General features: G+C 34.8%; 22 protein-coding genes and 3 pseudogenes. 10 read left to right on the forward strand and 15 right to left on the reverse strand.

Annotated features, from left to right (window positions below):
• Positions 1 to 850: 850 nt before the first annotated feature.
• Positions 851 to 1,948, forward strand: coding sequence for an aminofutalosine synthase MqnE (gene mqnE, locus ACHABW_RS14710; protein ID WP_435756124.1), 1,098 nt, complete (start codon positions 851 to 853; stop codon positions 1,946 to 1,948).
• A 150-nt stretch (positions 1,949 to 2,098) separates the two neighbouring features.
• On the opposite strand, the gene ACHABW_RS14715 is transcribed toward mqnE, so the two are convergent.
• The 4 genes from ACHABW_RS14715 to ACHABW_RS14730 form a co-directional block, all read right to left on the reverse strand.
• Positions 2,099 to 4,000: a TRAP transporter permease gene (locus ACHABW_RS14715; RefSeq protein ID WP_435756126.1), complete on the reverse strand. Its 1,902-nt coding sequence runs from the start codon at positions 3,998 to 4,000 to the stop codon at positions 2,099 to 2,101.
• A 103-nt stretch (positions 4,001 to 4,103) separates the two neighbouring features.
• Entirely contained in the window at positions 4,104 to 5,126 is a 1,023-nt protein-coding gene (locus ACHABW_RS14720) for a TAXI family TRAP transporter solute-binding subunit (protein ID WP_435756128.1), read from the reverse strand.
• Between the two features lie 68 nt (positions 5,127 to 5,194).
• Positions 5,195 to 6,052: an MBL fold metallo-hydrolase gene (locus tag ACHABW_RS14725; RefSeq protein WP_435756130.1), complete on the reverse strand. Its 858-nt coding sequence runs from the start codon at positions 6,050 to 6,052 to the stop codon at positions 5,195 to 5,197.
• A gap of 309 nt (positions 6,053 to 6,361) precedes the next feature.
• Positions 6,362 to 7,582, reverse strand: a complete 1,221-nt coding sequence (locus ACHABW_RS14730; RefSeq protein WP_435756132.1) for an ROK family transcriptional regulator — start codon at positions 7,580 to 7,582, stop codon at positions 6,362 to 6,364.
• Between the two features lie 126 nt (positions 7,583 to 7,708).
• Here ACHABW_RS14730 and ACHABW_RS14735 point away from each other — a divergent pair, with 126 nt between their 5' ends.
• Together ACHABW_RS14735 and ACHABW_RS14740 are read left to right on the forward strand one after the other, a co-directional pair.
• The gene (locus ACHABW_RS14735; RefSeq protein ID WP_435756134.1) at positions 7,709 to 8,059 is read left to right on the forward strand and encodes a transposase zinc-binding domain-containing protein; all 351 of its coding nucleotides are present in this window, start codon (positions 7,709 to 7,711) and stop codon (positions 8,057 to 8,059) included.
• A gap of 134 nt (positions 8,060 to 8,193) precedes the next feature.
• On the forward strand, positions 8,194 to 8,337 hold the full coding sequence (locus ACHABW_RS14740) for a hypothetical protein (protein WP_435756136.1): 144 nt from the start codon (positions 8,194 to 8,196) through the stop codon (positions 8,335 to 8,337).
• On the opposite strand, the gene ACHABW_RS14745 is transcribed toward ACHABW_RS14740, so the two are convergent.
• From ACHABW_RS14745 to ACHABW_RS14770, 6 genes are all read right to left on the reverse strand, one after another.
• A protein-coding gene (locus ACHABW_RS14745; RefSeq protein ID WP_435756138.1) for an IS3 family transposase occupies positions 8,302 to 9,413 on the reverse strand; the annotation gives its coding sequence in 2 pieces (ribosomal slippage) (positions 8,302 to 9,164 and positions 9,164 to 9,413; 1,113 coding nt in all). The genes ACHABW_RS14740 and ACHABW_RS14745 overlap by 36 nt on opposite strands.
• Positions 9,414 to 9,872: 459 nt before the next feature.
• Positions 9,873 to 10,484, reverse strand: coding sequence for a hypothetical protein (locus tag ACHABW_RS14750; protein ID WP_435756140.1), 612 nt, complete (start codon positions 10,482 to 10,484; stop codon positions 9,873 to 9,875).
• Between the two features lie 85 nt (positions 10,485 to 10,569).
• Positions 10,570 to 10,818 carry a hypothetical protein gene (locus ACHABW_RS14755; RefSeq protein ID WP_435756142.1) on the reverse strand — a complete coding sequence of 83 codons (249 nt, stop codon included), beginning with the start codon at positions 10,816 to 10,818 and terminating at the stop codon, positions 10,570 to 10,572.
• A 470-nt stretch (positions 10,819 to 11,288) separates the two neighbouring features.
• Positions 11,289 to 12,131 (reverse strand): DUF4373 domain-containing protein, encoded by an 843-nt coding sequence (locus ACHABW_RS14760; protein WP_435756144.1) that lies wholly within the window; start codon positions 12,129 to 12,131, stop codon positions 11,289 to 11,291.
• 150 nt (positions 12,132 to 12,281) lie between these two features.
• Positions 12,282 to 12,587, reverse strand: coding sequence for a helix-turn-helix domain-containing protein (locus ACHABW_RS14765; RefSeq protein ID WP_435756146.1), 306 nt, complete (start codon positions 12,585 to 12,587; stop codon positions 12,282 to 12,284).
• Entirely contained in the window at positions 12,588 to 12,785 is a 198-nt protein-coding gene (locus ACHABW_RS14770) for a hypothetical protein (protein ID WP_435756148.1), read from the reverse strand. It lies immediately after the preceding gene.
• Between the two features lie 147 nt (positions 12,786 to 12,932).
• Between ACHABW_RS14770 and ACHABW_RS14775 the strand changes: the two genes are divergently transcribed.
• Together ACHABW_RS14775 and ACHABW_RS14780 are read left to right on the forward strand one after the other, a co-directional pair.
• Positions 12,933 to 13,709 carry a helix-turn-helix domain-containing protein gene (locus ACHABW_RS14775; RefSeq protein ID WP_435756150.1) on the forward strand — a complete coding sequence of 259 codons (777 nt, stop codon included), beginning with the start codon at positions 12,933 to 12,935 and terminating at the stop codon, positions 13,707 to 13,709.
• A 14-nt stretch (positions 13,710 to 13,723) separates the two neighbouring features.
• Complete coding sequence (locus tag ACHABW_RS14780; RefSeq protein WP_435756152.1) at positions 13,724 to 14,929, forward strand: tyrosine-type recombinase/integrase; 1,206 nt, start codon at positions 13,724 to 13,726, stop codon at positions 14,927 to 14,929.
• A gap of 175 nt (positions 14,930 to 15,104) precedes the next feature.
• Here ACHABW_RS14780 and ACHABW_RS14785 read toward each other — a convergent pair whose 3' ends face one another.
• The 4 genes from ACHABW_RS14785 to ACHABW_RS14800 form a co-directional block, all read right to left on the reverse strand.
• Complete coding sequence (locus ACHABW_RS14785; protein WP_435756154.1) at positions 15,105 to 15,446, reverse strand: hypothetical protein; 342 nt, start codon at positions 15,444 to 15,446, stop codon at positions 15,105 to 15,107.
• A gap of 735 nt (positions 15,447 to 16,181) precedes the next feature.
• Positions 16,182 to 17,159, reverse strand: coding sequence for a hypothetical protein (locus tag ACHABW_RS14790; protein WP_435756156.1), 978 nt, complete (start codon positions 17,157 to 17,159; stop codon positions 16,182 to 16,184).
• 767 nt (positions 17,160 to 17,926) lie between these two features.
• Positions 17,927 to 19,363: a cell division protein FtsZ gene (locus ACHABW_RS14795; RefSeq protein WP_435756158.1), complete on the reverse strand. Its 1,437-nt coding sequence runs from the start codon at positions 19,361 to 19,363 to the stop codon at positions 17,927 to 17,929.
• Positions 19,360 to 19,788 (reverse strand): hypothetical protein, encoded by a 429-nt coding sequence (locus ACHABW_RS14800; RefSeq protein WP_435756160.1) that lies wholly within the window; start codon positions 19,786 to 19,788, stop codon positions 19,360 to 19,362. Before ACHABW_RS14800 ends, ACHABW_RS14795 begins: the two co-directional genes overlap by 4 nt.
• Before the next feature lie 1,166 nt (positions 19,789 to 20,954).
• On the opposite strand from ACHABW_RS14800, the gene ACHABW_RS14805 reads away from it, so the two are divergent.
• From ACHABW_RS14805 to ACHABW_RS14815, 3 genes and pseudogenes are all read left to right on the forward strand, one after another.
• Complete coding sequence (locus ACHABW_RS14805; protein ID WP_435756162.1) at positions 20,955 to 21,608, forward strand: replication-relaxation family protein; 654 nt, start codon at positions 20,955 to 20,957, stop codon at positions 21,606 to 21,608.
• Between the two features lie 245 nt (positions 21,609 to 21,853).
• Positions 21,854 to 22,144: a hypothetical protein gene (locus ACHABW_RS14810; RefSeq protein WP_435756164.1), complete on the forward strand. Its 291-nt coding sequence runs from the start codon at positions 21,854 to 21,856 to the stop codon at positions 22,142 to 22,144.
• Between the two features lie 231 nt (positions 22,145 to 22,375).
• Positions 22,376 to 22,653: pseudogene (locus ACHABW_RS14815) on the forward strand (YjiH family protein); the annotation flags it as partial.
• A gap of 49 nt (positions 22,654 to 22,702) precedes the next feature.
• Here the strand turns inward: ACHABW_RS14815 and ACHABW_RS14820 are convergent.
• Positions 22,703 to 24,124 carry a sigma-54 interaction domain-containing protein gene (locus ACHABW_RS14820; RefSeq protein WP_435756166.1) on the reverse strand — a complete coding sequence of 474 codons (1,422 nt, stop codon included), beginning with the start codon at positions 24,122 to 24,124 and terminating at the stop codon, positions 22,703 to 22,705.
• A 418-nt stretch (positions 24,125 to 24,542) separates the two neighbouring features.
• On the opposite strand from ACHABW_RS14820, the pseudogene ACHABW_RS14825 reads away from it, so the two are divergent.
• Positions 24,543 to 24,993, forward strand: a pseudogene (locus tag ACHABW_RS14825) (aminotransferase class III-fold pyridoxal phosphate-dependent enzyme); the annotation flags it as partial.
• Positions 24,994 to 25,720, forward strand: a pseudogene (locus ACHABW_RS14830) (Glu/Leu/Phe/Val family dehydrogenase); the annotation flags it as partial. It abuts the pseudogene before it with no gap.
• Positions 25,721 to 25,934: the final 214 nt, after the last annotated feature.

Here is a 25,934-nt window from a genome sequence, read left to right on the forward strand (position 1 = left end):
CTTCTCCTGCCGACTTAGTAGGAAAGATTCGGGTGCCCTGCTTGCTGGAAGGTTAGCCGGCTTGCGAGTGATACCATGCGGTGGGAAAAAGAAAGCAGCTGCAAAAAGTGGTTTCCTTTTCTGCAGCTGCTTTCTTATCCTTATTGAGCCGGGGTCATTTTCTTTAATCCCCACTGGTAACGATGACCATTATATTGTTTAGTTGAGGGCCAAGAAAACGTGACATACGATTACAAAGGAAGCGTGTATTGCCTGTGTCCAGATAGACAGTATGGTGTGACATGTAAAAGAAAGGACGAATGTCCCTTTGTTAAGAAAGTTGGAAAACATTCTTTCGTGTTTCGAAATTTCTTTTCTGATTATATTTCACTACACTTTTGGTCAAAATAAAAGTTCATATTTGTATTGAAAAAGATCGAGTCTTGCATTAACTCCTTAATTTAAAAAGGTTTACTGTGAAGGTGTTATGGGATGTTGCCTTTGACTAAGTAGCTAATTTTTGCTTTATAACCAATATTATATCAATTTTTATTAGTTGTTTGTTACGTTTGACTGTACGCAATACATTGGGCAGGCGCGTTGCATAACTTTAGGAAATTAGTTAAACTAAATTAAACTACATACTTGAGTTTTCAACCTTTTGTTTGTTTGAGAAAAAAATAGTATTTCCTTTTAAGTAGTAAAGATAGATTGTTAACTTTATAGTTATTATATGGAGATTGTCCCATTTTACATGACTTCATAGCATGAAGATTGCCTTTTTGACGTTATTAAAATAGTTAAAGAGTCTAGACAATGAAAATAGAATCGATCTAACGTGATTGAGAAAGATCGTCGGGAGGAAACTAGATTGAATACAGTGGTAAGTACGGATAATAGACTTAAGGAAATCGCAGATAAAGTCGAAGCAGGTCAGAGACTTACAAAAGAAGATGGTATTTACTTATATCAATCTGATGATTTGTTAACAATTGGTCAACTAGCAGATAAAGTGAATTATAGAAAGAACAAAAATCAAGTTTATTTTATTCAAAATATGACACTTTATTTTACAAACGTATGTGAAGCAAAGTGTGCTTTTTGTAATTTTAAGAAAACGGAAGGGGACGAAGGTGCTTATACCATTAGTCCTGAAGAAATGATCGAGTATGTTGAGAAAAACATCAACCCGAACGTTCGCGAATTTCATATTACCGGTGGACATAATCCAAATGTTCCATTTGAGTATTATGTCAACTGTATCAAAACATTGAAGAAGCACTATCCGAATGTAGCAATTAAAGCTCATACAGCAGCTGAAATTGAATTCTTTTCTAGAATGAGTGGCCTAAGCTATAAAGAAGTTCTACAAACGTTAATGGATGCCGGCTTGGATACATTAACAGGTGGTGGTGCAGAGATCTTATCTGAACGTTACCGTAAGAAAATGGGCGTAGGGAAGGCGACAACAGATCAATGGCTTGAAATTCAACAAGTTGCCCATAGCTTAGGATTGAGAACACATGCAACAATGCTTTACGGTTCAATTGAAACGATTGAAGAACGCATTGAGCATATGCTACAGCTTAGAGAAATCCAAGATAAAACTCAAGGGTTTTATGTGTTCATTCCACTTGCAGTTCAACCGAAGAGCACGGAGGCAGGAATTAAGCGCAGAACAGCAGCGGTAGAGGACTTGAAAACACTTGCGATCAGCCGTTTGATGCTAGATAACTTTGATCATATAAAAGCGTATTTTATTAATATTGGTACGCAATTAACACAGGTTGCCTTATCATTTGGAGCATCCGATGTGCATGGTACGCTTGTTGAAGAACGCATTAGCCATGCTGCAGGAGCATTGAGTCCAGCTGGATTAACTCGAGATGAACTCATTCACTTAGTAAAAGGTGCGAATCGAACACCAATTGAACGTGATACATTTTATAATGAAATAAGACGTTGGTAATGAAGAAGCCGTTGATGGAGCCGATTTGTCCATCAGCGGCTTTTGGATTTGCTGTTGTTGCCTTGTTTGTTGTGGTTGTTTAAGTTGAACAGCAGCCTTTTACATATATAAAAATGCTTGGATAACTGATATCCAAGCATTTTTATATGCTTACGCGCTGATTTTTTCAGCTGTGGTAGAGTTTTTTCTCTTTAATTCAAGGAGTAAGGTGACGGCAATCAGGGCGATCCCGATCAGGTCGGTTGTATAGCCGACGAACATGGATAAAAGAGCTCCGGCAAAAAGAGTTACTCTTGAAATGGCTAAAATGTGTTGCTTTAAATAGCCTTCTAGTGCAACGGCAAGAGCGAATACGCCGATAAATGCTGTAATAGCCGTTGTGATGATCGATACAACCGATCCTTCCATAAGAAGCGATGGGCCGTAGACAAACATAAACGGAACTATAAAGGCAACAGCAGCTAACCGTACTGCGTATAGACTCGTCTTCATGGCATTGGACATCGCAATACCACTAGCGGCATAGGCAGCGATCGCGACTGGTGGTGTAATCGCAGAAAGTGTTCCGTAATAGAAAATGAACATATGTGCAGACATTGGCGAAACACCTAACTGAACCATGGCAGGAGCAGCTAAAATCGCTAAGACAATGTAGGCAGCAACAGGAGGTAGTCCCATTCCCATGATGATTGAAGCAAGCATCGTTAACACTAATAAAACGAATAAGTTTCCGGCGGATAGCTCAATCAATAATCCTGAGAACCTTAGCCCCATACCTGTCATATTCACAACGCCGATGACGATGCCGGCACAGGCTGTTGCGGCTGCAACAACTAAAGAAAGCTTAACCCCTTGCTCAGCTGCTTCGACAATTTGGCGAATACTCATTCTAGTATGTTTGCGAAGCGTGCTAAATACTGGAATTGAAAGAATGGACCAAAATGCAGCAAGTGGTGGACTAAATTGAATGACAAGTAATAATACGATTAACACACCTAACGGGAGTAATAAGTGTCCTTTTTCCTTAAGGGATTTCTTTAAATCAGGTACTTTTAAGTCTTCCGTATTTTCGTTAGGAAGTTGAGCTGCACGTAAATCCACCATAACAAAAATAGCGAAGAAATATAATAATGCTGGTAGAATAGCAGCCATAACGACATAGATATAATCAACTTGAAGAAAATCAGCAATTAAGAATGAAACGGCCCCCATAACAGGTGGCAGGAACATTCCACCGGTAGACGCTACGGCTTCAATGCCGCCGGCATAGGCAGGTTTATAACCACCTTTTTTCATGAGAGGAATTGTTAAAACTCCTGTTGTTGCTACATTCGCAACCTGGCTTCCACTGATTGTTCCAAATAGGGCACTTGCTGTAACGGATACTTTAGCCGCGCCACCTCTAAACCTTCCAACTAGTGCCATGGCTAACTCAATGAATAAGTTACCTGCACCTGAACGTTCTAATAACGAACCAAACATAATGAATAAGACAATATAGGTGGCTGAAACCCCTAGAGGCGTTCCGAGTATCCCCTCATTACTTAGTCCGACCTGAGTTATAATTCGTTCGAAAGAGTAACCGGTGTGAGAGAACATTAATGATAAATTCTCACCAATAAAAGCATAAATTAAAAAGATGATAGCGATGATAGGCAAGGACCACCCTATCACTCTTCGTGATGCTTCCAATGTTAAGATAATTAACAAGGCTCCTATAACAACAGTCGCATTCGTTGGAACAAACAAACGAGTTGCTACATCTAAATAATTAAAGAAGATATAGGCTCCAATATATAATCCTATCAAAGCTAGTACGATGTTCATTACAACGGTAATAGAGTTTGTCAATGGACTTGGTATAGTACCGTCTTCATCATCAGGTTTTTTTCGTACTACTGGATAAAGTAAGAAAATAAGTGCTAAAGCGAAACCGATATGGACGGCACGTTGTTGAGTGGCAGGAAATAGTTGAATTCCTCCAGCATATAGGTGGAATAACCCCATTACAATGGCTAAAACACTTATCGTACGTGCTAAAATCGTTTTCATTGTTTTCCACCCCTCTTCTGGTGTATTGAATAGTATGTAATGGGCAGAAATTGCGCCATTACATACTTTGAATTCAGATAAGACCAGTCACAGTTACATTTGATTACTCTAAAATTCCTATTTCTTTATAGTATTTTTCAGCTCCAGAATGGAGAGGGATTTGAATTCCTTCATTAATTGTATCTTCATTAATAGCACTTGCAGAAGGATGCAGGCCATGAAACTGATCTTGATAGTCTAAAATCGATTTTACATAGTTATAAACTAGCTCTTCAGACGTATCTTTGTGTGTAAACATGAGAAGGTCAAGTGAACCAATTGATACATCTGTATCTTGACCAGCATACGTATCGGATTCTACTGTTCTGAAGTCATAAAACGGGTATACTTCAAGAAACTTTTCTTGTACGTCTTCTTCAACAGTAAGGATGCGTACATCTGTCATAGAAGCTGCTTCATTTACAAGTGGGGCAGGGATTGAGCCCATGACGATGCCAGCATCAATACTCCTATTTTGAAGGCCCTCTTGTACTTCTTGGTAACCTAAAGGCAACATATTATAATCAGATTCTTCTAAGCCATAGCCTGCTGATAGTAACTCTTTTAAAAATAATTCAGGAGCTGAACCTGGGCTTGCACCGATACGTTTTCCTTCTAAATCAGCAAATGTTTCAAACGAAGAATCTTTGCGAACTAAAACATGGACAGCGGCATATCCTAAATTCGCAATACCACGAATGTCTGGATGTTCGCCTGGGATGTGCTCTTCAGTTCCCTCGTATAGCTTGTACACACTAGGTGCAGAGTTGGCACCTAGTGCAGCACGGCCGCTTGCCGCACGTTCTAATGTTAGGGTCATAACTTCCGTAGATCCACTTGTTGCTTCTGTAACCAACTGAACTCCTGGCATTAAGTCATTCGTATTAAAGATGTTGCTGATGCCGGCATTTAAGATGTAAAGAATGCCACCGGAACCTGAAGTGTAAACAGGAACACTGCCGGACAATTCACCTTCAGAACCATTCCCACCTGATTCAGACTGTTCACTGTTACATGCTGCAAAGATCACTGCCATTACTGTTAGTAATAAAAAGATACTAAGATTGTGTAAGCGTTTTCGATTCATTGTACTGATACCTCCTGATTGTTGGGTAAGCAAAGGCCCTAGAGGCCCTTGCTTTAAGAACAACTAGATTAAATTTTTAACGCTGATATGTCTTTTTCTAGATCAATTTCAGATAAATCTTCTGTAATTTCAATTGAGCCTTTGTAATACTCAGCAACTTGGTCAATTAGGTCATCTGGTAAATTAGGCGCTAGATGGATGAGCGCAAGCTTTTTAGGGTTTGTATCACGCGCAATTTCTCCTACTTGTCTTGGTGAACAATGTCCCATTAAATTCACTAATTGCTCGGCGTTTAATTCCGGTCTTGCTTCTTGTAAGAATTTTGAAGGTGGCTTTCCTGCCATAACCTCATGGATGAGAACATCGCAATCTTTCGCAAAGTCAGCAAAGCCAAGAACAGGAGCTGTATCACTTGAAATAACAACTGATTTTCCTTCGCATTCAATCCGGTAAGCTAATGAGTAATCAACATACTCACCATGGTGGACACGAAATACGTTGATGTTGAATGGTCCAATTGTAAATTGATGGCCTCCAAAAACCTCAGTAACGTTTGGCTCCTTCCAAGCCCCTGGGCCACGAATGCCTCTTCTGTAGATCAGATCACGGTAATAAACCTTTTTAAAAAGTAAGTCAGTTACTTCTTGAGTTCCGTTTGGTCCATAGACGTTAATTGGTGTCTCTCGATCTGTGACAAACCCAGTTTGAACAAAGGCATCATAGTCACCAAAGTGATCCCAGTGAAGGTGAGTAAATACAAGGTGATTGATGTCCTTATGACTGACGTTTGCTTCAAAAAGTCTTCTGTTAACTCCAGGGCCACAATCGAAAAGAACGTTGTGTCCGTCGTGACTGATTAAAATTCCTTGCCCGACACGATCAACATTGGGAATAGGAAGTCCAGTACCTAAAAATTTAATTTTCATCTAATTTTCCTCCAAACTTTATTAAACTATAATCTAGCAGTATTTTTTAAATAGTAACAAAAATTTAAGCGCTTACAATTAATACAAGGAACTACACCTAAAGGACGTGAAACTAGGTAAACCTCACTCTCTTTTGTTGTTTTTGAACTAAAGTGTGTAAAAAAAATCCCTTTCTCCTTTTGTTGTTTTTGAACTAAAGTGTGTAAAAAAATCCCTTTCTCCTTTTGTTGTTTTTGAACTAAAGTAAATAAAAAAAGTAGTGAGTTTTTTTATTATCCTTTGATAACATTGTAGGGGACAACTTTTAATTTAGCAAGAACTTTTTTTAAAAAATGAATTTTCAGAAAGGTCGCTACTCATAAAAGAATACAAAACAGCGATAGCAACGCCTTCGACTGCAGATGTATCTCTTTGTTTGCTAAACGTAACTTCTTTGTTATAGGCAATGAATTGTTTGGCTGTTTGGATTGCTTCTTCATAGTAATGAGGCATCGACTGAACCAATGGGCCACCTAAAACGACAGCACTCGATTGAAAAATATTAATTAGATTTGCAACGCCAATACCAAAATAGTAAGCAGATTCTTTTATAACGTCTTGTGCTTGTTCTTTGTTCACTAATCGTTTAATTATTTCCTCAATCGAAATAAATTCTTCATGATCTTTAAGATCGTTATAAAGATCAGGTTGGTTGTCTTTTAAATTGTTTAGGATTGCCTGCAAGGTTGAATAGGTGGAAACACAGCCTCTGCTGCCACAGGAACATGTTTTTCCATTTGGATTAATGACCATATGCCCATAACTAGTCGCATTTCCATATTCAGGTTTGACAATTTTGCCATCTGTAATAATGCCGCAGACAAATACCCAACTGTTAAAGCAATGAAGAATGTTTTTGTGAGAATTGTGTAGGTATTTATATTCTCCTAAAGCAGTCATGCTAGTGGCATTTTCGAGTAAGACGTTTACTTGATGAGTTTCTTGTATCATTTTTACAATCGGTACGTTCTTCCAACCAGATGCTAAGAAATGCTCTGGGTTTAAGATGACCCCTGTCGTGCCGTCTAAAGGACCAACCGTAGCAATTCCTACTCCTAATAATTCATCAGAAGTAAAGTGATGGTTTTTCATAAACGTTTGAATCGTTGCATTAATATTAGTAAGAACAACGGTTGGGGTATGTTTTTTTGTCATCGAAAAAGTTGTTTCGTTTAATGGATTTAGAAAAAGATCAAATAGAGTAATTCTCGTGCTTATTCGTGTTATATGCACACTAATAATAAATCCACTTCTAGCATTAACCTGATAGATAAGGGGAGGACGGCCACCTGATGGTTTGCCATACCCAGCTTTTTCAATATAAGTTTTTTTGAGTAACTCATCTAAGATACGTGCTACTTTCAAACGCTTCAATTTCGTCATTTCGCATAGCTTTGCTTGTGTAATCGGACCATACTGATAAATATACTCATAGATTGCTTTAGTAGATTTATTTACGATAGAGTCATCTGCTAGAAAGTTCTTTAACATGCTGTCACCTCTTGACTACAAACTATTGAAAATAGATTCTCTCCATATAGTAGCACAGTTTTGTTGTGAATGAACAGAAGTGTTTTTGTTATTGTTTGAAATTATAGATTTTTGAGTAGTGGTGGTGTGATTAAAAAAATCCTATTAGATCATATTAGTCGTTTTTGGCAATTGCATGATCGTCGTTTCCCTGAAGAGTATCGAGATGATATTTACGAGACTGTTTATAAAGCGATCAAGTGTGGAACAAGAGATCTTGGATTTACTAAATATGAGTGTCTAGGCTGTGAAGGAAAATCGAAGCCGGTATTTATAGGTTTTACATGCAAAAGTCGCTTCTGTCATACGTGTGCAAAGAAATATAATGATGAATGGTTTGATAAACAAGAGGAAATGATCTTTGATGTTTCTCACCGGCATATGGTTTTACGATACCAAAAGAGTTGCGAGAAGTTTCTATCGGTAGAAACTCAATGAATTGAGTTAAGAAGCAGCAGAAGTATTTATGTATTATTTTTACTATAAAAGTAAAAAAGAAAAATGAAAGTGGGAGTCATTACGGTCATCCATACGTTTAGGATCTTAAATTTAATCCTCACATACATGCTTTAGTGACAGAGGGAGCGTTAGATTGCCATAAAAAGTGGGTTTCTAGTGAGTATATACCCTATAATTATTTAAGGAAGTCTTGGTATGTCAACACTAAATCGAACAACTATTTAAAGGTTGATCAACTTGTATTCAGTAGGTGTTAAGTAATCTAGTGATCCATGAATGCGAATATGATTGAACCAATGGACGTAATCAAAAAGTTCTAGGTCAAGTTCGTGTTGATTAGCGAAAACCGCACCACGAACGAATTCTGTTTTGATGGTCTTAAATGTGGCTTCAGCAACTGCGTTGTCATACGGTGTTCCTTTGTTACTCAAGGATCGTTCAATACCGAAGGTGTTAAGTGCCTGGTCAATAAGTTGGTTCTTAAACTCGCTTCCTCGATCAGTATGGAATAATTCGAGGCGATGGAGATTGTACTTAACAGATGCAAAGGCACGTTGAACTAACGCTGCACTCTTACGAGGAACAGCACTGTGACCAATGATTTCACGGTTATATAAATCAACAAGGACACAGATGTAGTGCCATTTCTGTTGTACCCGGACGTAAGTTAAATCACTTACAATGACCTTGAGTTCTTGGTCTTGATTGAACTCTCGATTTAAGGTGTTCCCTATGTCAGATTCGTTATAAGTCGTTCTAGATGGCTTAAATTGAGCGACTGTATATTTTGAAACAAGTCCTTGTTCTTTCATGATTCGTCCGATACGCCGTCGGGAAACCGTCCACTTTTTCTTTTTAAGTTCAATCTTGATCTTCCGTTGACCATAGTTATAGCGACTTTTCTTAAAAATATCGTTGATCAGTGTTATCAATTCTTCATCTTGATCATCACGTATTTTCGCTTCATAATAGTACGTACTTCGGGCAAGTTGGAGGACGGCACACATTGCTGATACCGAGTATTTGTGGCAGTTGTTCCGAATCACATCTACTTTCGTCCCATGATCAGCGCTGCTTGCTTTAAAATATCATTCTCCATGGCGAGCTTTTGGTTCTCTTTTCGTAGTTGGATTAACTCTTCCTGTTCAGGAGTGCGATTATCTTTCTCTTCAAAAGATCCGCTCTCCGAGTGTTGACGAACCCACTTGTCAAAGGCAGATGGCGTTAGCTCATATTCTTTGAGAATCTCACTTCTGGGTTTTCCAGCTCCATGAAGCTGGACTATTTGTTCTTTAAATTCTTTTGAAAAGCTTCTTCTCACTCGTTTGGTCATGTTTGATTCTCCTAGGTTTTTATTTGATCCAAGTCTAATTGACCTTAACCAAATTGTCCAATCAAGTGTAACCTATTCAAACTGCACGTTAGCATTCCTGTGAAGAATAATTATCAGGTCTTATTGTTTTACTATCGACTTTTTATAAAAAATTAAAAAATGTGTTATAAAACACTTGAGCTAATAAGGATGGTTTCCTGTAATACATTACTCTTCTATTTTATCAGTAACTTTCATATTTCAATTCCGGATTATAGTCTTATGTTATCTATTTTTATTCTATAAAACCGAAAGAGACCAAAGTATAAAATACTTTGGTCTCTTTCCTTTCCCCCCTTTTAAAAGGGGGTGAAGGTTATGACAACTTTCGAAACTATTATATCATATATTAGAAATTCATAGTTAAGTTCTTATACAATAGTACTTATAGTTTCCTTTTTTTCTCTAGGCATCAAAGGTTTATGAGAGGGTCAAACTTGAATAGTTACATAATTCTTGGATAAGTTCATCATTCAAATCATTAGTCTTATATAATAGACGTTGATGTCTATCTACGTCCTCTTCCATATCTAATTCTTTCATCTTTTCAAATATCTCTAGTTGGATTGAAAAAGCACGTGGTAATAGTATATAACTATTAAAATACGGTGCCTTTACTAATAGTAAATAATTAACTGTTTTTATATCTTTACTTTCATTAGTTTTCCAATCCCTATATTTCTGATCATGTAATGAAGCAAATATCTCATTATTTTTTTTTGTAATGATTAAATTAGAATGTACTTCATATTTAGTTATTCTGTTTACTTGTAAGTATTTAAAATGACAATCTGAATGACTAGTAACTTTTATAACGTCTAGTGCTTCATACGGGACTACGTTTAAATATATATTAAATGGAGGTTTTAATTGTGTCGTAAACACGAAAAAGTAAATACCTTTATTTGCAAAATTTCTAAATTCAACTTGAGAGATATCAAAATTAATAAAATCGTACCTATATCGTTCGTCTAATAATAAATTATCTAAAATGAAATAATCTAAATGAATATCATTGTTGTTTTTAAACATTTCTACAATACCTCCCACATAGTCTGACAAGTAGCTATTGTTCTCATAACACTTTACAACAAAATATAAATACTAAAGGTGTAATTTACTTATTAATTAACGAAAAAATAAATCGTTGCCTTCTCTCTCTTCTTTCAGGTGTTTTAATCCACTGGTGACTTTCCTCGAATTCTTCAATATCACTAATTAAAAATAACGCTATCCTACCTTTTGATACATATTGGATCGGTTCAGGGAAATCTCTATAAGCTATTCTTTCATGTATGCTTTGTCTTGGCATATTCCACCTACCAGTTAGATCTGATATTGTTAATAGCCTTGGGAATTCACTCATTTATTTCCCTCTTTCTCCGAAGGTTATTCAGCGGTTGCTGAACGTTCATTTTCGTTCACGAAAATACCCCTGCACTGACTGACATCTGTCAGTGCATAGTTGGGCATTGTTTCTATTCTAGAAGTAATGACTTACTAAACACTCGTGTTTTTTTAGCTTCTTTTAACAAATTTTACTTAATATTTAATTAAGATCAACTACCCTTAAATAAAACGGATTATCGTTTTAACATTAATATATTTTATATCAAAGGATACAAACTTTTAAAAAATGTTTCAATTGATTTTTTCTTAGGTTTCATCTTTCATTGAACAACATTTAAATAAAAATCGCTCGAATTTCCCTCTCTTTTTTTTCGTTTTTTTTCAGCAAGTATTTTTTTTGTTTTTCAGCTTTTTCCAGGCTTTTTCTAAATTGTTCTTGGTCGAAGTCTTCTTTTTGATCTGCATTTTTTCCACTTGATTGATTTTTTAGCCAACTAGGAATAGGTGCTTGATTAACCTCTTTAATTTTTTTCTTGTGTATTCATTCATTTGAATAATGAGTGGGCTCATTTTACCTCTTAAACTTTTTCCAGATAAGATTTGAGATTTCCAAAATGAATGTTTTTGAGACCAGTCAATAACGTCTTTAACTTCTTCTTTCGGTCGTCCATCTTGTTCAATAATTAATTTAATGTCCTCAACCCAATTTCGAAAATCAGATACTTTAAACCCATCATCATTGATTAGTATTCTTTCATACAATCGATTAGCTAATTGATTATATATTGAAGTACTATCACTGTTAATGTTTCTCTGCATTTCTTTTTCTTTACTGTTATTTTCTTTATTTTCCTTTACTTTCCTTTGTGTACTTTTTCCATCAGTAATATCATTTGTTGATGAGTTTCTGATATCAGAAACTCTATTTACTACTATGTTTTTGGTATCAGAAACATCTGTTAATAGGTATTCCTCTAACATTTCCACCTTCTTTCTTTTATAAGTTGAATGAACATAAGTTTCTTGAATATCTTTTGATGTTATAACCCCAAAATTATTAAACAAATTCGAATCAAAAATGCCCCAATTTGCGCTGTCATTGATGATCCTATTAACTACATCTACTGAAAGGGAAACCTTCTTACAGAATAAAATTTGGTCTTTTTTCTCCCACTTAACAAAATAACCACTACTACATATTTTCTGATACATCTTTATTAAAATAGCAAATCCTTCTAAGCCGTACTCTGCTTCTATCAATTCAAATTCGTCACCCATATTTACATAAAGTGGAAAGTAGTCTAGTCCTATTTTTGTTGGTCTCGCCAATCTATACTCCCCCTTTTCCCTTTTGATGTTATGCACTTCTCACTATTTCCTGTTATAATATTATAAACAATAAAATTTCTTATGGTACTCACTAGACCCCAAGTCATTAGTGGGTATTTTTTATAACTTAAATTCTCTTTCTTCAACTGATTAGAATGCATTTAATAATCTTTTATCAGCTGTTTTGTTCAATTTAGTGAAAATTTTTATATCATTATTGCGATTATTCATGCCTTCGGTTATATCGTTCAAAAATTCATCTATTTCAACCCGTTTGAATAAATATTTTGTTCCTACTTTATAAAAAGGACAACCATTTTTAATTAATAGCTCTTCTATAGAAGGTTTACTAATATTTAGATATTGAGAAAATTCTGAATATGTCAAGAAATATTTCTCTCTAGCTTTCTCGAGCATTGTATTTACAGTTTTTTGATCAACTTCAATATTAATCATCTATTCCATCCCCTTTCTCACTCCATAAACCTCTTGCGCCTTTGAGATTGCATCTTTTATTCTATTTATTACATCTTTTGGCGGATCTTTACGTAACAAACGGCTAAAATTCCCTTCACTTATTCCATAAAATTCTGCTACGTGCCACTGCTTAAGTCCTTTTGATTTAATAAATTCCTTAATTTGATTAGATTTCAATTAATCTCCCCCTTTACACTTTTGTTACAATATTAACACCTAATGTTAATATTGTAACATTATCGTAACTGTTGTTGTTATCGTTGTCAACATTTTATCTAAATGTTATGTTATAGATGTAAAATAATATGATATGAGGTGGTCCTATTGACTAATAATCTATTTGGATTCTTTCTACGTAAGATTAGAAAAGAAAATAAATTGACATTAAAGGAATTAGCAAACAAATTAGAATTAACTCATGGATATATATCAAATGTCGAAAATAGTAAGATGAAAGCCAATTTAGATTTAATCGAAGGAATCTATAGTATTTTACAAATCCCCTTAGAAGAGTCACTAATAAGATTAAAAATTGATAATGGTGATTTTCAAGAGTTTATAAATAGTCTTAATAGATCCAATTTTAATTATGGAAAATCGAATCTTATGACAAAAATGTATAATTCGAGACCTGGTAAATTTATTCTATTTACACTTCGCTTAAAATCTAATAAGACTCTTAATGAAATTTCAAATGAAACTTCATTATCTATAGAAGAAATAATTAATATAGAAAATATCGGACCCCAAAATGAAGATGCCCTTAAAAAATTAGGAGAAAGTTATAACATCCGTAATTTATTAAATTTTTTAAATCACGAATACAAATTACCTCCTATTTCAATTAAAAGAGCATATGGCTTAATTGGGAGAAGTGTAACTGAGCTAGAAGAGGCTCGATTTACTTTATGGGGAGACTTTAACGAGATTAACAAACATGAAAATCAAGATTATAGTTTTTTCGATAAAAAGATTGACTTATACTACCTACTTAAAGAGAACGAAAACTTTGCTTATAAAGACCTCGATATTAACGAAGCTGAAATCAATAAAATGATCAAAATATTTGATGCTGTTTTTGGTAATGAAGAAATAAATTAAGGAGTAAATATTGATTGGGGATAGATTATATGGCACGACTATATAAACGAGGGAAAAAATGGTCTTATGTTTGTTACGCAGGGAAAGACCCATTAACAGGTAAAGATCGTCAAAAAACTAAGTCTGGCTTTCTAACGAAAAAAGATGCTCAACTTGCTGCTGCTTTGTTTGAAAGAGAATTTCATAGAGATGAATATATTCAACCTACCAAGATCCTTTTTGCTGATCTATGTAATGACTGGGAAATGCACTACAAACAAGATGCTAAAGAGAGTAGTTTGCGAGCTAGACGAATTGCTCTAAAGCATATCATTACTGAATATGGACAAACATCTATCCAAAGAATAACTAAAAAGGATTACCAAGATACAATAAACATGCTTTCAAATGAATTTAGCACAAACTATATATCCAGTATCCACACCACTACTAACATGGTTTTTCAATATGCACATTCACTCAAATTAATTAAAAACGTTCCGACTGAGAATATTAAGTTACCTAAGAAAAAATCTACAGTCTCTGACCTTGAGAAAGGGGATGTAATTAATAATAAATTTCTTGAAAAAGAGGAATTAGAAGAGTTCCTCACTACTGCTAGGAAAGAAGGGCTTGAATCTGACTTATTGGCTTTTACAATGTTAGCATACACTGGATTGCGAATTGGGGAAATGATAGCTTTAAAATGGTCTGACATTGATTTTGAAAACCAAACATTGCGAGTGTATAAAACTTACTATAACCCAACTAACAACAAACTAAAGTATCAGTTACTGACACCAAAGACAGTAGGATCTATACGTACTATATCTATTGATCCTATATTAGTTGAACTATTGCAATTACATTTCAAAGAACAAAGCCTAATCAAGAATGAAAACAAGCTATTTTACAAGGATAGTGAATTCATTTTCACTAATAATGAAGGATATCCTAAAACGATTAAACACATAGCTATTAGAATGAATAGATTGTTGAAAAAAACAAACATTCAAAAACATGTTACACCACACTCGTTTAGACACACACACACGTCTTTATTGATCGAAGCTAACGTTCACATCAAAGAGATCCAAGAACGTTTAGAACACAGCGATATAAGTACAACCATGGACATATACGCTCACATGACAAAGAATATCAAGAAAGAGGCTTCCAATAAGTTTAGTAACTTAATGAAAGACCTCTCAAGTCAGATTTTCTTCAAAAAATTAAAATAGTAAAAATAGTTTAATCTAATAAAATTCAACATACCACCTGACTTCAGTATTAATGGAGTATTTCCACATGCCTTTAACATACAGAACTTAAATAATGTTTTAACCAGAATGAACACGCTCCATCTTTTGAGTATCTCACTAAAAATATACTTTACATATGCCCTTTATTACGTTATTAAATAAAAGGTGTTACAAGATGACTCCACATATTTATATATTTTCTGTATTTTGGAAATATTTTACGAGCATTGTGATCTACTACCCATCCTCCCTTAGCTTCAAAGTCTATTAACTCCCCAGATATACTGTAGTACAATCTTATTTTTTTACCAAACTTCAATTTAGTTTCCACTACTTTTAGTTTGCTATATTTCGGATCAAGATAAGTAGCATCTAACACTTTTTTCCTGATTAGATCTTCTTCTTCATAATAAATTCTATACTCTCTCATAGGATATGGAAATACTGAATCTATAATACTATCGTGTTCCACATCATATTCGTAATAGCTTTTCACTCCATTATTACTAATAGAAATATGGAATACCTTTCCATCAAAGTAAAAATCGTGGCCGTACTTTTGCTTTACAATTTCTTCAGCCTCGGCACCAGTTATTTGACGTCCTTCGTTTTTGAGATAAAAAGTCCCATTTTTGTTTCTGATTTTTAGATTGTATTAATAAGTTGTGAATCTCATCTATTTCACCCACTAACCATCTTGTACTAGATAGCATCGCACTTAAAGCTGTCCGTAGTGTTACATTATCTTTTTTATATCCAGCGACCCATTCGCCTATTAACTCGTAGTCGGCACTCTCTACTAAGTTCAAACATTTTCTAAGAGATATGTAATAAATCACAAACCTGGTTTGTCGATGTACCTAACAATAACAATTCAAAAACCTCTGTTGTTGTTTAGAACTTAATGACTCTGTGATCGATAGCGTATTTATAAATGAGACAAATTGCTGGGAATCTTTAGTCAATCTCTTCATCGTATCATCGTCTCCTCTGTGTATAGGAATTCCATCATTATTACTGCAAATGGTAAATCACATTGACGATCACCAATATAGTTGCCCATACAAAAGACCGTTGAACAATAACTGCTTCCTTCTGCAAATACCTTTCCAAACATTTTATAAACATTATTAAGGATTCTTCCCTTTTATTTTAGTTTACCCAGTACACAAATTATATATTTATCAAGTCACTTTTATAAATTTCCATAACTAAAAGGATAAATACCTAGTTAATAATCTTCTTCATCTATTCTCAATGGCTCACTACTATACCTGGGTCTATCATGTTCATCAAGCGCTTTTTTAATGCTATCTAGTCTTTTTTGTTCTTCCTTATCATATTCGGATCCTTCGATTTCCTTCTTTTGTTCTTCCAACATCTTCACTTCAATTTCTTTTTCACTCTTTGCTTTTACTAAGTCTTCATACAGATTATTTGCTTCCTCATTTTCCTGCTTCTTATAAAGACTTTCCGTATCAATTTCCTCGTCGACTTCTTTCTTTTTAAACCAATCAAGAAATCCTCTTTTTTTGTTTTCTAGAGTTTGTCGATAAACTTTGACAGTTAAGTCATTATTTCTCCCTACCGTTTTCTCCAAAAGATCTAATTGTTTTTGTTTATCAACATCTGATATTTGTTTATCTATCTCATTAATTTCTCGATACAACGCATTCGTCTTTTTTTCCGCCTGGTGTAGTTTAAACAATTTCTTATTCATAAATATTTGCTTCTCATTTTCCATCATTAACATCCGTTGTTTTAAATCCAGCATTTGATTACGGAAATCGTCTTCTTGTGCCGTCATCAATTCCCTACTATTACCTACTCGTTGATGATCTCTTCCTGAAGGTTGAATCGTTGTTTTAAGATTTAAACGTGCTGCTATATCATGAACGGACTGTCCGTCATCAAGACAAACACTCACCAAATATAATTTATAAAATGATTCCACGTTTAAACGGTAGCGTCTTCCTTGAAATTCAGGTCTTATATATTCATACAACTCTCGCAAATAATATCGTAAATTTGCGTCGCTTTTTTTTAGATAACCAGAAACATCTCCTGTCGAAAATGTTTCATCCGCTTTAATTTCTTCTAAAAAGTCAGGAAAAATCTTATCTCTTAACCTATCTCTCCCCATACAAAATGTGTATAAAGGATCAAGAACCAACCACTCTTCATTTTCAAGTTTTTCTCTACCATTCATATGCTTCCACCTCCTATGTACATGTATTTATATCGACTACGTAAATTATCCTAAATAAATACTAATAAATCAACCCTTTTGAGAAATCACAACGTCCCTTCGCTCTTTTTCTTTCGTGTAAACCCACGTCGATACATGTATTGTATACGTCGATAACAAAGTTTTTCGAAGATACATGTTGTCTACGTAACAGAGAAAGAACGAAGTGGCGTTGATGCCATTTTCGCTTTATTTGTTGTTGTTTATATCCATCGACGTGCTTTACGTCGTTTTTCGGAACAAAAAACACCTCAATATCTTTATTAAAACCTTTACATAATCAGTTATCTTTATTATTTTTACATCTATAGGAAATAACAGGAGGTGCTTAGAAGATTTTGCTGTATAGATACTATGTTAACTAGATCTCTTTTTATAGAATGAATAAAGAGGGGAGTTTTTAGATACACCTGGTCATCGTTATTCGAAGAGCCGAGGGTTCCTAGGGAAGATAACCTTTCTAATAGTTAGCAAGATTTAATGTACATAATATGTTTGGTACTGGAAGCACTGTTATTGGTAGTGGTGTTAAACTCCCACGGAAGTACTTCTATAGTAAGTAACGATACCATGCATAGTTATAAGGGAGTGATAAGAGCTATGAATAGTGGAGGTGATAAGTATCTATATACGTTGGTCGGGGAGGCGACCAACAAAAAGAGCATTCACTTGGAATGCCCTTTTATTATTCTTCTGCTTGAATTCAACAGTTATAGGAATCTAATAGATTACTTTTCATAGTCATTGATGTCATCTAAGTCTATATCATCAATATCAATCTCGTCCTCATCTTTCGTTGCTGCAACCTCATCCATATCACTTATACCCATGTCCTCTAAATCAATATCAATGTCAAAATCATCCTCATTTTGATCATCTTCGATTTTTTTAATCGAACTACTGGCATATTCTACTTGATCTTGTTTCTTTTTAAATTCCAAGTACTCTTCATATAACCCTTGTTGCAACCTAGGGGGGAGGGCTTCCGTTTTATATACCGTATAAACAGATGCTTTAAAGTGATTTTTCTCTTGTAAGTATCCCGAGAACACATTTCCATTCAATGGAAAATAATTAATAACTTCTTCGTTTATTTCATCAATAAATGAGCTTCCTATATCTTTATTTTTAAAATCTAACACAGCTAATGCACCGACATGGTGAACTTTATTATATTTTATACTCCCTTCCTCCGTATACGTAAGGGGAATTTGACCATGTAGAGTGTCTCCTTTAAATGATTCCATAAATAAATCTCTTAAAGCATCCGAATTATGAATGTCGTCGATTGATTTTTCCAATTTATTTAAAACCAGGCAGCCTGTATGCTCTGTGATACATCGACGAAAGTCTTCACTATCAAACGTAACGGATGTTCCGCCACCTTTAGTACCAGTATTTAGATCATGAAATAGATCTCTTATTTGAAGATTAGCATAATCTCTATAATTTTCAGCTATGTCCTTCCCGTTTTCTTTCCACTCCTTGTAGAAGTGCTGGTTATCTGGAAATGTGACAAAAGCAATTCCCTTACTTGGATTCTTAGCAGATTCCCACAGCCTCTGTGCAAACTTATTTACTTGCTTTAATACGTCTGGACCATCGTGATGAGCTGGGAGGGTAGCAACAACCCCTAATTTAATGAATTTATCTTGTGCCTTTTTAAAAGCGTCCATTTTGTATTGTTTTAAATTCTCTTTAAACTTAGTATTACCAACATTCTTTTGAATTTTAATAAGCTCATCTTTTATTTTTGGCTTATTGTAAAAATCATGAAACTCTTCAATTGCTTTTACAATGGTTGATGTTCCTGTTCCTCCTCCTAGTCCAGCAAAAAATAGAACTAGATCATCTTTAGGTCTTATCCGGTCAGTAATAAACTCTTTTAACTTTGTTTCTACTTCACTATTTTCTTCTAAGATAGTCATAGCTTTTTCAGGATTCTTTGCCAGACCACCTAAGTTTAATGATACTTGATTAGCTTTAGATATATATTTCAACCCTGTTAAATCACCATCGTTAGAATTTAAAGCTAAACAGTTATAGACGGGTGTACCATCACTATATTTTATTTCAGCAAATTTATCGGCCATTCGTGTTCCAGCTTGTCCAAATCCCACCACGGTTATGTTAATTGCAGGTACATTATGTCGGAAACTCATCATTTATCTCTCCTCTTTTTTTCATTATAAAAGTCTTTCTTTATTTCATTTACTAATTTTTCTCCTCTTTCTGTTAAAAAATGATATTTATAAGGTTTACTCTCCTCATAATAAAGCAGCGACATGCTACTTAAAATATCGAGAAGCTTTTCTGCCGTCTTTCTGGTAATATTCGCACGACCCTCTTCAAAACTTTTTGTTTTACCATTCTGAACTTGTACTCTTCGTTTTACTTCTAGGTTATTGGCTATGTTAGCTGATGTGGTACCAATAAGTTTCCCTTCACTTTGTTGGTTTGACTGATTCTTTAGTATGTACATTAATATCCTTGAAAGGTGCGGCGTACTTCTTACTATTTCTAGAAACATATCATTTTGATCTTCATTAAATTCAACATGACTGAATTTTTTATGCAGTTCACTGTCCACTGAATTCACCTCCAACACTGTTATAGGTCCCTATTTTAGTGCTTATATATGGATTCTATACCATTCATTACTATTAATCAACCCTTAAAAACACTATCATACCAATGTTTCATTATAGATCCTATAAATAGACTCTATATCATAAAATTCACTGAATTATTATCAATATGTACCTATCTTTCTTGCCATATTACTATTATTATACAAAATTGTTCAATTTTAATGTTAATTCTCTTCTTATAAATAGTAGATCCTAATTCAAAGCACCTATTGTAAGCACCAATTATAAAACCCTATTGAATAAGTGTTCCATGAAAAAAATTGAGCTTTTATTACTTATAGAGTCTACTTATGGAGTCTATTTATAGAGTCTATATGTAGGCTCATTCAGAAATTATAATAGCAATCACTTATATCATTTCTTCAATAACAAAACCGATATCGTCTAGCTACTTCTTCAAATATTCGTGTGAGACAACGTCATTTACGTAAAAATACGCCAGATCATGTAACCAGGTACGTAGAAGGGCGAAAAAGTACGTTTATGCACGCTTCCTGATTAACACCATCAGCCTTGTATTATACTTCTTCAATTTTGTCAGTATTCTTATGGAAAACCATCGAGGCTTGGTCTTATGATAGGGGACTATCTTTAAAGTCATCTCCTCATTTCAAACGACGATTTACTTTTTTCTAAAATGCATTCTCACATTCTCTTTTTGATTAAATATGGATTAACAATAAATACCGTATTTTAAGATTCCTTATCTATACACGTTAATTAAACATATAACCAAGTAATATAGTATAGGTATATTACTCTCCTATATTACTCAAGGTAACATATCTGAGGGCATGGTATATCAACGTTTTAAGGGGGGCCTAGAACCGTAATTATATATAGATAGACTAGCGTAAATGTACGTCGTTTTTCTCTTTCGATATTCCCAGCTTATAAATGTGTTTCGCACACCCTAATTATAAGAAACATTCCATTTCTATTTATGTATTTTTATCTGATTTTATGTATTTATATTTATAACTTTTATTGACTATATGTATTGAAGTAGCTAAACTATGGATTAGGTATTAACTAAATATTTACGGGAAGCTCTTGATATTTTAATCTCCTTATACGTGGGGATAATTTATGCAGGAGTTTTTTTGTGTTCAGAAAGGGAGTGGATAAAATCGATCGCATGAAGTTAGATGTTCGCCACCACAAATATTCTAGTGTGTGGATCACGAAAGGTGAATTAGATTCTTTATTCTTGTTGTTGCGTATAAGGTATTTAACTCAGCATCAATTTTATAGAGTTTATTGCAGCATGAGTGATGAACCGATATCTAAGTATGCCTTTCATAATCGATTAAGAAAGTTTGAAAACGTTAATCTTATCAATCGGTATTATGTAGGGGCAGATAAATCAGCTGTCAGATATCACTATCTGTCAGTTGGACAAATTGGATATGAAGCATTAGAAGACTATGACTATCCTTTAGAATTTTTAACACCTATCAATTATCAACATAAAAGGGGGGCAAATAGAGATCACGATTTAGCAGCCAGAGAAATGCTGGTTCATTTCATAGATTTTTGGCACAAGGATGATCGAGAAGAATCTTTGGTTGTTCATCAACCATCTTATTATTTAAAAAAAGCCAAAAAATTAGCGATTTCTAGTGTTGTTCCCGACGCATTGTTTTCCGTAGGTAAACAATTCATAGCGATTGAATTAGATCGTGAAACGGAATCCCTTTCTGAACTTGTAGAAAAAAATAGAAAACTATGTCTTTTCTACAGATTCCTTTCCAAATGAAAGACCAATGATTTTAATTTCGGTGCTTGATGATTCTTTTTTTTCTAATCCGGCAAAGGATGGAAGGGGAAGAGTTAGAAGGGTATCAAATATAAAACAGAGTCTTTCAGAAAGTAAGGTTATTAATGAGAGCAACCTAGATATTTATGTCGCAACCATGTCGAGAGCAAAGATAATTGGGGAACGGTTTTTAATTGAGGGCGCGAGAAATTTTCAAACGGATCAATTTAGCCGGCAACTGCATCTTGGATTTACGTTCATATCGGGTTACTATTTTCTTGAAGTTTCCATTCAAAGAACTGAAGAGTCGTCTTCGAGGTGTAGGATTCAAAGAGATACGTGACAAGTTAGTGTGGGAGCATGGCGATCAATTTTTTGAAATTATGCCATTCCGAAAACAAAGTGGCCACTATGGAAGTTATGGGTATCGTTTATTATTCAATTACGATATGGACGCAGCTCTTTATATTTTTGAGAGTAATCTTGGTTTCTTCAAACCAAATGTAACCAACGTTGAGTTTCAATGGTCGAAATAGGGGACAACACACAAGGACTGGCGTGAATCTTTGCTCTCGTTTGCATGAAGCAATGTGTCTTTTTTTAACCGGTACTGAATTAAACAGGTATCACCAAGTAAATAAAGTGATACCTTTCCAGAGAAAAAATTCCTTTTGTCAACCATCCTAACCTCACTCAAAAGAGAGGTCGATTCTGTATAGGCGCTATTAGAGCCTTCAAGAATCGATCTTTTTTCTTTTGTCCAGGGAGTTCCGGAAGCTACAGAAGCAGCCCAAACAATGGTTATAGGTTTTGCGGATATGTTTTTACCTGCAGTAATTGGAGGTGGTATAGAAAGCGAGATGCCACGCTTTGTGATTGCTTGTGTTTCCGTTACTCAGCTGATTTAAACGCCCGAAGTCGGTGGACTATTGTTAGCTTCGAAGCTCCCTGTGAAATTTTGGATTTAGTGCTTATTTTCCTGATAAGAACGATTATTACTCTAACAATTATTGTAGCAGTAGCCATTTCATATTTTAATAAATAGAGCCATCCTCTCAAAAGGTAAGAAATAACCCTTTTGAGAGGATGGCTCTTTATTTTATGGTTATATTTAAACGCTTCATACGGTATTGTAACGTTTGTCTACTGAGACCGAGCTCTTTAGCTGTATTGGTAATATGAAAGTTCTTTTGTTCAAGTGCTTTTTTTATATAAAATTCTTCAGCTTCGAATAAATAATCCTTTAGTTCGCGAAGAGGCTGTTGCTTATCTTCAACCGTCCCTTGATAAACACTTATGAGTGGATTTCTCTGGGTTAAGACTATTGATTTATTTCTAAAATGATAGGGTAAATGAGTCAGAGTAATCTCTTCTTCACGAACAATAAAGTTCATAGATCCTTCTATCACATGTTCAAGTTCTCGTACATTTCCAGGCCAATCATATTGCGTGAAAAGCTCAACGACTTCCTCACTAATTCCCTTAACATGCATTTGAAAGAGATGATTGTATTTTTTAATAAAGAAATCGATCAAAAGAAAAATGTCATCCTTACGTTCGCGTAATGCAGGAATAAATAAAGAAACAACGCTAAGGCGGTAATATAAATCTTTACGTAGGCGGTCGTTTGCAATTGCTTCAATAGGATCTTCGTTAATTGTTGATAAGATGCGTACATTTACTTTTCTATCTACGGTATCTCCAATTCGCCGAATCGTTTTTTCTTGAATAGCTCTTAAAAGCTTAGCTTGAAGCATGGGGCTAAGAGAGTTTATCTCATCGAGGAGAAGAGTACCCCCTTCAGCTTCCTCAAATAATCCTGGACGTTCTGTAGCACCAGTAAAAGCCCCCTTCTTTGTCCCAAACAATAAACTTTCTATTAGAGTTTCGGGTAAGGCAGCGCAATTTTGAGAAATGAACGGTGCGGAGGAACGGTCGCTTCCGTTATGAATACTTTGTGCAAAGAGTTCTTTCCCAGTTCCTGTTTCGCCAACGATCAACACCGAGGAAGGAGTACGCGTTGTCTTTTTCGTGTTTTCAATGACTTCTTGAATGGCATGACTTTTACCAATAATACTATCAAAAGTAAAACGGGTATTTCCTTTGCTTTCCATATTTTTTCTAATTAAATGTTCAAGCTTAGTTACGTCTTTAGCTATTTCCATGGCACCAATAACATAATCGCCGTCATAGATTGGAAATGTATTGTTGATTGTCTTTATTTCTTTGCCTTTATTATTAAAATACGTTTGCTTCATATTCCTAAATTCTTTTTTTTCATGTAGCGCTTTGAGTAATGTACTCGCTTGGCCATCCTCAAACAAAAAAACATCTAAAAAATCCTTATTGATAACGTCTTCACGAGAAAGTGATTCAATTTCCATCATCTTCTTATTATAGATAATCGTTTTTCCTGTTTCGTTAATGACATGTACTCCGACGTCATCAATTTTATTTAACAACGTTTCATAGATCTGAGTAAGGGTCGTGACTTGTTCTTCATTTGAACGTCCCATATAAATTTCCCCTCTATTCCTTTTTTAACAGTCTAAAAGTTTAATAAGAAAAAGGCAAATATTTTTTCCGTTATCACTAAAAAAAAAAATAAATCGCAAAAAAAATTTTCGTTTTATATTCAACTAGAACTACCTTGATTAAAAGACTTTCATTTACTCAAAACTATATAAATTAAAATAACCTCTAGAAACCATTAATGTATTGCCTAATTGACTAAATATAACTAACAACTCTGAAGAAAAAATATTTTTCTTTTTCCGCAAAAACTAATGGAAATAGACAAAAATATTTTCTATTAATGTCTTGTACATCATGTATTAGAGGGTTGGAAAGTTGGCACGTGTTTTGCATTAGTGATAGTGAATGAAAAATATAAATAAAAGAAACCGTTCTTCGTCTTGGAGGGCGAGAGGAGGAATGACATTGTTATCAACGACTAAGATTATTGAAAAGACAGAGAGCCTTGGGGCTAGGAACTATCATCCACTCCATATTCTAATTCCGGAAGCAAAGGGAGCCTGGGTGAAGGATCCTGAGGGTAATAAGTATCTTGATATGTTAAGTGCTTATTCTGCTGTAAACCAGGGACATTGTCATCCGAAGATTATTAATACGTAAAAAAAGCAAGCTGATAAAATTACACTCACATCTCGTGCATTTCATAATGACCAACTCACACAATTTTTTGAAAGGTTTCGCAACTAACTGGGAAGAAGGATATGCTCCTTCCAATGAACACAGGTGCAGAAGCAGTAGAAACAGCAGTTAAGGTTGCGCGTCGTGGGCTTACGATATAAAAGGTGTTTCAAACAACCAAGCTGAGATTATTGTTTGTGAGAAGAATTTCCATGGTAGGACGATGACGGCGGCGCCGGGGTTTATTACGTGTAAGCCTGTTGTCTTAGGTGGATCCTACGGACGGGAAACTGCTACAGCTACAGGGGTAATGATTTGTATTGAAGAAGCAGCAAAGAAAAAGGCAATGGATCTCGTTGGAGCAAAAGTTATTATACAAGGATTTGGCAATGCTGGCGGATATTTAGCAAAACTATTAAAAGATCGTGGTGCCATAATCGTTGGAATTTCAGATGCTTATGCTGTTTTATATGATGAAGATGGCTTAGATATAGATTATTTGCTAGATAAACGAGATTCTTTTGGTATGGTTACAAACCTTTTAAAAATACCATCACAAACAAGGAGCTTTTGCAGCGGGAATGAAACATATTAGTCCCGGCAGCAATTTCCAACCAGATTACACGGGAAAATGCACAGTACATTCGATTATTGTTGAAGCTGCGAATGGGCCAACAACTATGGAAGCAACCAAAATTTTAGCAGACAAAGGGATATTAATTGTCCCAGACGTATTGGCAAGTTCGGGTGGAGTGACGGTATCCTATTTTGAATGGATTCAAAAAAAGATAGGATATTACTGGTCTGAGAAAGAGGTAGCTGAGAAATTGCGTACAAAAGTTGTTAACGCATTTAATAATGTTATTCACACCGCGGCACTTCATAAGGTCGATACTCGATTAGCGGCATATATGGTTGGGGTCCATAAAACTGCCAAAGTGTCGAGATTTCGAGGATAGAGCTAGGAGGTGTGCTATCTGAATAGGTTATTGCACTGTTGATTGTTTGGCTAAAGGAATTGTGGAAAAGGTTTTTATTCATAAGGGAGCCTTTGTACATGAGTGTGAGCCTTTTCTAATTCAAAAACAAATGGGACAACAAAGAAAATCGAAGTTGGTGCCAGTGGTTTCATTTATATAATTACCGTTCTTGAGGGTGATCAAGTGTATTCCG

The organism is Salipaludibacillus sp. CF4.18 (assembly GCF_051262595.1).
GTDB classification, from domain to species: Bacteria; Bacillota; Bacilli; order Bacillales; family Salisediminibacteriaceae; genus Salipaludibacillus; species Salipaludibacillus neizhouensis.